This is a genomic window from Acinetobacter sp. UBA2063 (assembly GCF_002333245.1).
In the GTDB taxonomy this organism is placed as follows: Bacteria; Pseudomonadota; Gammaproteobacteria; order Pseudomonadales; family Moraxellaceae; genus Acinetobacter; species Acinetobacter parvus.
Window position 1 is genome coordinate 1 of record NZ_DDAH01000109.1, and the last position, 7,223, is coordinate 7,223.

Consider the following 7,223-nt stretch of genomic DNA (forward strand, 5'->3'; position numbering starts at 1 on the left):
ACCAGTATTACAGCATTAGATGGACGGGTGACAACTGAAGTTGGTACTTTAAATACAGCGATTACCAATAGTGCCAATACCATTAACACTCGTATTGATGGTGTAGATACGCGAATTGGCAATGAAGTGGCCACCTTAAATACACGTGTTGATACGACTAATACTGCGTTGGTTCAGGCATTAGGTGGTGGTGCGGCATGGAACAATGGTGTATTCACAAATCCAACTTTTACAATCCAAGGAAAAGCTAAAAATACAGTGAGTGATGCATTCATTGCAGTTGATCAACAATTAGGTGCAATTAAAACCTCTGTATCAGATTTAAAAACACATACAGACCAGCAAGCTGTATCTAATTTGAATGATGCAAAAAATTATGCAGATCAACAAACAACCACTGCATTAAATAATGCAAAAGGTTATACCGATCAGAAAACCACATCAACCTTAAATGATGCGAAAAGCTATACAGACCAAAAAGCTGCTGATGGTAAAGCCTACACAGATCAGCAAACTGCATCGACACTAAACAATGCGAAAAATTATGCTGACCAGAAAGCTGCCGATGGCAAAGCCTATACTGATCAACAAACTGCATCTGCACTTAATGATGCAAAAAGCTACGCAGATCAAAAAGCGGCATCTTCTTTAAGTGGCGCAAAAGATTATACTGACCAGCAAACGGCATCGGCACTTTCCAGTGCGAATAGCTATATCGATGGCAAAATTGCAGATGTGCAAACTCAAATTATAGCCAGTAACCAGTTTGTTCAGGTGAATGGAGTAACTGATGCCCAAGCTGCTTCGGCAACAGGTGAAAACTCGGTTGCGATTGGAACAAATACCGTAGTGACAGGTCATCGCTCAACTGCTGTAGGTGTGGGTAATCAGGTTTCAGGTAATGGTTCTGGTGCCTTTGGTGATCCAAACACGGTATCTGGAAACGGTAGTTATGTTGTGGGTAATGACAATAAAGTCACGGGTGATCATACCTTTGTGCTGGGCAATAATGTCGATACTCAAGCCAAAAATGCAGTGGTATTGGGTAATGATTCTGCATCGGATCGTGACAATACGGTATCAGTTGGAGCAAAAGGCAAAGAACGCCAAATCATCCATGTGGCGAATGCCGTTGAAGATACCGATGCAGTCAACTATCAACAGCTAAAAGCAGCAGAAAAATCGACCAATAACTATACCAATGAGCGTGTAAATGCCTTAAACAGCGCGTTTAATGATTATCGTATGGAAACAGAACAGCGCTTCCATAAAGTGGATGAACGTTTTAACCGCCAAGGTGCCATGACTGCTGCGATGATGAATATGTCAAGTAGTGCTGCCAGTGTCAAAGGACAAAATCGTGTCGGTGTGGGTGCTGGCTTTCAGGGACAGGAACAGGCGGTGTCAATTGGCTATCAACGGATTATTAATGATAATACCTCACTCACCATTGGTGGCGCATTTACCAAGGAAGAAAGTTCGGGTGGTGTAGGCGTTGGTTTTGGTTGGTAAAATTTAAAGCATAAAGTGGAAAACCCGTTCAATTGAACGGGTTTTTTAATTAAAACGTTTTAAAGGGTTTTTATTTCTAAAACCAGTTGATTAATCAGGTCGGCTGCTTCCAGTTCCCGAATCTGCCCCACATTCATGCCAGCCCAAAATGCACCATAACCAGGATCATTGTGCTGACTGGCAACACTGATCAATTGCTTGGTTAAGTCATAGGTATATGGATACTCAGGTAATGCTGGGCGGTTGGGTGCATCAATCTGGGTGTGCCATGTGCCCAGCAGTCCACGGGCTGGACGACCTGATAAGCTTGAACTGATTTGTGTAATAGATTGACTGAATAAAGCTTTTCGATAGGATGCGTTCGCACTCGAACTTTTACATTGCACAAATGCTGTACCCAATTGAACAGCAGCAGCACCTAATTTCAACATCGATTTTGCTTGATCACCATTCATAATACCGCCAGCAGCTACGACAGGTAATTTACAATGTGTTGAAATGAGTTGTACGAGATCACTGGTTTTAATGGCAGCATCAAAAGTTTGATTGAAAATACCCCGATGTCCTCCAGCTTCAATCCCTTGAGCAATAATAATGTCGATTCCTGCCGCTTCAATCTGCTGTGCCTCAATCAGGTTGGTGGCAGAAACCAGAGTGACAATACCCGCATCTTTGAGTGCCTGAATCTGGCGAGGGTGTGGAATACCAAAATGAAAACTCACAGCTTTGGGGCGAGTTTCAAGTACAACATTCAGGAAATCATCATTATCTAAAAAGCTTGGATAAATACAGCGTAATTCGGACGGTGGCTCAGCACCAAACTTGGCAAACTGAGGTCGTATATATTCAATCCATTGTTGGGCTTTTTGCTGGTCAAGTCGTTCAGGTTGATGACAAAAGAAATTGACCTGAAAGGGTTTGTCTGTAAGTGTCTGTGTTTTTAAAATCTCAGCTTTCGCTGTTTCTGGTGTATTTGCCCCCAGTCCCAAAGAACCAAACGCGCCTTGGTTAGAAACTTCAGCGGCCAGTTCAGGCGTTGATACACCTGCCATAGGTGCAAGAAAAATAGGGTGTTTTATTTCTAGTAATTCTAGGATTGACATCATTATATGCTCACTTTGCTTTTAGTCACCATAACGCAAAAACAAAAAACCTTGCAAATAATAACCAGTATTTAATTATGGAATATACACAATATTTATTCCGTAAAAAATAATGGTTTTAAATGGTTGTGACATTAAATAGAGAACCGACCCAGCTTGAGAAAGCCATCGCTAAAATGCCCCATAACATAATACGCAGACTGCCTTTGAGTATTGAGGTATGTGCAAAATAGCTGGAAAGCGCGCCTAAAATTCCTAATGAAATAATGCCTGTCACCAAAACGGCATGTGAAATAAAAGCATCTGGACTGAGTAGGATGGCCAGCATGGGAAGAGCCGCACCGCATGAAAAGGAGGCGGCAGAAGAAAGTGCTGCCTGAACTGGATTGGCAGCAGTATTTTCATGGATGCCAATTTCATCTCGGGCATGTGCACCCAGCGCATCATGTTCAGTCAACTGTTTGGCAACTTCATGCGCCAGTTCAGGGTTTAAACCACGTGAAATATAAATCTGAGTGAGTTCACCAAGTTCCGCATGGGGATTCTTTTCAAGCTCTCTGGCTTCAAAACGCAGGTCTGACTTTTCAATATCCTCCTGTGACTTAACGGAAATATATTCTCCAGCAGCCATTGAGGTTGCCCCAGAGATCAGCCCTGCAATACAGGTAATTAACAATGTATGTGAACTGGTACCACTGGCAGCCATACCCATAATCAAACTGGTCACGGAGATGATGCCATCATTTGCACCAAGCACGGCGGCACGTAACCAGCCTGAGCGTTGCATGACATGAGGTTCTGCATGATGAGAAAAAGACATAATTCGGCTCTTATAAAAATAATGAAACAAGTCCCAGCTTTATTATGGAAAATCATTTTTATGAAAATTCTATCAATGATTCATCAACTTAATTCGCTATAAAATAACTTATTTTAACGATAAGATAACGGGGGACTTCGTTATAATATGTGAATAGTTTAACATTTTTATTTAGGCTTTAGACTAGCAGAATAGATATGTTAGTCTATACCCTTAATTTATAATTTAATTGTGTAAACAATAACATACAGCTTGGTCTGTCTAAACAGATGTCTTGACAAATGTAACAGGTTTATCTCCGCAGTAGCCATTAAATGACTATAAAATGGCTATAAATATGTCTTAAACGTCTCAATTGCCCGTGTGCGGCTGGACTTTAATTCTACGATTGGCATAGGGTAGTCCAGATTCTGAATTTTGGTATTGGCATAAGGTTCATGTATGATTTTTGCATCCAGATCAGTGAGTTCAGGCACCCATTGACGAATGTAGTCGCCGTTCGGGTCAAATTTTAATGATTGGCTGATTGGGTTAAATACCCGAAAATAGGGAACAGCATCAGTCCCTGTCGAGGCGCACCATTGCCAGCCACCATTGTTTGCCGCCACGTCGCCATCAATCAAATGCTGCATAAACCATTGCTCACCTTTGCGCCAGTCGATGAGCAAGTTTTTGCTTAAAAACATGGCGCAGATCATCCGCAAACGATTATGCATCCAGCCTGTTGCCAGTAACTGACGCATACCTGAATCCACAATTGGAATACCCGTTTTTCCCTGTTGCCACTGTTCCAGCGCAATTGGGTCATCACGCCACGGGATATTCTGTGTTGAGGATTTAAAGGGAAGATGTTTGGAAACCTGCGGAAAATCAAACAGGATATGCTGATAAAACTCACGCCATAACAGCTCATCCAGCCACACCTGCTGGCTTTCAGACTGGATGACAAAATCACCATGCTGTTGCCTAAACAGTGCCTGAATACACTGGCGGATGGAGAGAATACCAATGTTCAGGTAGGCTGAAAGTTGACTGGTGCCAACTTGTGCTGGGAAGTCTCGTGCTTGTTTATAGTGATTCAACCTTTTCCTTACAAACTCATCTAATAAATCTAAGGCGTATGTCTCTCCAACTGGCCAATGATCAATCATGTTTTGCTCAAGCGTTGAAGCATAGGCTTGTTGCAGGGGGGGCAGGTTGGCTTGGTTAAAAAATGAAAAATCCTCTACAATCGGTTGCTGAGCGTCAGGCAATGGATAACACTGGGGCAATCCATGTTGTAAACGCTGATAACAGGTTTTCTTGAATGCCCCAAAAACCTGATAGGGCAGGTTGGACTGGTTGCGAATGGAACGCACAGGAAACAGTGTACGGTCATGAAACAGGATTAGTTCTTTTTGCTGCTGGTTTAATACTTTCTGTACATCATGGTCACGCTTTAGTTCATTTACACCCAGCTCAATATTGGCGTAGACATTTTCGATATTTATTCGCTGGAGAAGTTCCGTAAAAAAATTACCTACATCTTTCCATAGAGGAATATGCTGGATGGTTAATGGGATATTAAGGGTATTAAGCTGCTGTTTTAATTGTTGTAGCTGACGCAGATAAAACTCGTTCTTGATGGGGGCATCGTCATGTTGTTGCCATTGTTCAGGTGACAGAATCACCAACGCAATACACTGGCCAGCCTGCGTTGCGTGCCAAAGTGCAGTATGATCATGGATTCTAAGGTCCTGACGGAACCAGATCAGTTGATAAGAATGGGACATAGACAGAATATCAAGAGAAGAGAGTCGTATTAAAGTTAAGCGATTTTTCTATTTTATAAAAGTATCAGGCAATAAAAAAGCAAAGCCGAAGCTTTGCCTTAAACAATTCATTTAAAAATGAATTAGTGCTGGTGACCACCTGCACCATGAACGTGACCATGATCAAGCTCTTCTTCAGAAGCATCACGGATGTCAACGATTTCAACTTCAAAAGTCAGGTCTTGGCCAGCAAGTGGGAAGTTTGCGTCAACGATGATGTTGTCGCCTTCAACTGCTTTAACAGTTACGATTTGAACGCCATCATCAGTTTGAGCTTGGAATTGCATACCCGCTTGGATATTGTCCACGCCCTGGAACATTTGAGCTGGAACTTCTTGTACGAGGTCTGGGTTATATTCGCCATAACCTTCAGCAGCTGGAACATTTACAGTGAATTTTTCACCTACAGTTTTGCCTGTAAGCGCATTTTCTAAACCAGGAATGATGTTGCCCGCGCCGTGCAAATATGCAAGTGGTTCACCTTGAGATTGATCAAGTGTTTCACCCTCAGCGTTTGTTAAAGTGTAGTGGAATGAAACCACGTGGTTATTTGCAATAGCAGTCATGTTTTGAATCCATGTCATCAATAGTTTTAGCTGTATATCATAAAGTGAAAAATAGTTTTTGTTGACTATTTTCCACTTTTTGAAACGATTTAGTTATAAATAGGAGCGAAATTTAAAATTTCAACTCAATACAGTTTAATTTTTGGACGTACGCGGCGAGTCAGAAAATCTTTGACGGTGAGTGCCCCAGCCTGAGTGTAGCCATGAATATTGGCCTGATGCAGTCGGTATAGCGATACATACATGGTTTTGGCAATAAATCCCTGTACGCTGACATCGCCAAGCAATTCTCCCACCGCCTGATTACGGCTCAATGAAACCAGCGATCCCTTGTCGTTAAAGGTGAACATGGGTTGTGGTGAGCCTGATAAACGGGCCGCCATCGCATCCACCAGAAAAGTTGCCTGCTGGCTGGCAACCTGTGCGCGTGGGCCAAGCGGTGGCTGACGGGCATCCAGCTGACAGTTGGCGCAGTCACCAAAGGCAAATACATTTGGATCAGAATGCGTTTGAAGCGTTGCGTAAACCATTAACCGATTGATCTTGTCACGTTTAAAATCTGTAAATGATTCTAAAACTTTGGGTGCCTTTACCCCTGCCGCCCACACGGTAATATCAGAATGCAGGATTTTCCCATTGCTAAAATAGACATTAGATTTATCGACTTTTTGCACCTTATGCTCAGTCAGAATCTCGATGCCCATTTTTCTGAGTTGCTTGGCACTATGTGCTGCGGTTTTTTCATTCAATGCTGGCAGGATACGGTCAGACGCTTCAATCAATGTAATTTTGACCTGCTTCGGATCAATTTTCTTTAAGCCATAACGATAGAAGTTTTTGGTGGTTTCGATCAGTTCCGCCGCCAGTTCCACACCTGTGGCACCCGCACCAACAATACCGATGTTCAGGGCACGTTCATTGGAATGGTTTTGTGCCTCAATGTAGAGGTGGAGTAAATCCTGCTGGAAAATATCCGCCTGTTGGCGACTGTCAAGGAAGTGGCAATATTCACGTACCCCCTCGATGCCAAAATCGTTGGAGACAGAACCTACCGCAATCACCAGAGTATCGTAACCTAACTTTTGAATCAGTGGAGTGTGTTCTTTGGAAAGCTGGGGAGGAGAGAGGGTAATCTGCTTTTGATCCTTGTTGACATCCAGCAGGGTGCCAAGCACGAACTCAAAATGGTGCTTTTCTGCGTGGGCAAAGTAGTTAGTCTGTTCTTCGTGGGGATTGAGGGAGCCAGCAGCAATTTTGTGGAGCAGGGGCTTCCAGATATGGGTCAGGTTTTGGTCAACCAGTGTGATTCGGGCTTTCTTTTTCCTGCCAAAACGTTCCCCCAGTTGTGTAGCAAGTTCAAAACCACCTGCGCAACCGCCTACAATCACGATATGATGTAAGGTGTTACTCG

Annotated in this window: 6 protein-coding genes; 1 reads left to right on the plus strand and 5 read right to left on the minus strand. The window is 42.9% G+C overall.

From position 1 onward, the window contains the following. On the plus strand, nucleotides 1-1,512 hold a 1,512-nt coding region (locus B4H32_RS04830; RefSeq protein WP_286800455.1), incomplete at its 5' end, for a YadA family autotransporter adhesin. 59 nt (nucleotides 1,513-1,571) lie between these two features. Here the strand turns inward: B4H32_RS04830 and B4H32_RS04835 are convergent. The 5 genes from B4H32_RS04835 to B4H32_RS04855 all read right to left on the minus strand — a co-directional run. Then, nucleotides 1,572-2,615, minus strand: a complete 1,044-nt coding sequence (locus tag B4H32_RS04835; protein ID WP_286800456.1) for an NAD(P)H-dependent flavin oxidoreductase — start codon at nucleotides 2,613-2,615, stop codon at nucleotides 1,572-1,574. Nucleotides 2,616-2,733: 118 nt separating this feature from the next. Then, nucleotides 2,734-3,435, minus strand: a complete 702-nt coding sequence (locus B4H32_RS04840; protein ID WP_004681389.1) for a VIT1/CCC1 transporter family protein — start codon at nucleotides 3,433-3,435, stop codon at nucleotides 2,734-2,736. A gap of 329 nt (nucleotides 3,436-3,764) precedes the next feature. Then, the gene (locus B4H32_RS04845) at nucleotides 3,765-5,207 is read right to left on the minus strand and encodes a cryptochrome/photolyase family protein (protein ID WP_004681388.1); all 1,443 of its coding nucleotides are present in this window, start codon (nucleotides 5,205-5,207) and stop codon (nucleotides 3,765-3,767) included. 122 nt (nucleotides 5,208-5,329) lie between these two features. Beyond that, nucleotides 5,330-5,812, minus strand: coding sequence for an FKBP-type peptidyl-prolyl cis-trans isomerase (locus tag B4H32_RS04850; RefSeq protein ID WP_004681386.1), 483 nt, complete (start codon nucleotides 5,810-5,812; stop codon nucleotides 5,330-5,332). A 125-nt stretch (nucleotides 5,813-5,937) separates the two neighbouring features. Beyond that, nucleotides 5,938-7,223 (minus strand): NAD(P)/FAD-dependent oxidoreductase (locus B4H32_RS04855; protein WP_414630948.1); only part of this gene is annotated, 1,286 nt, incomplete at its 5' end.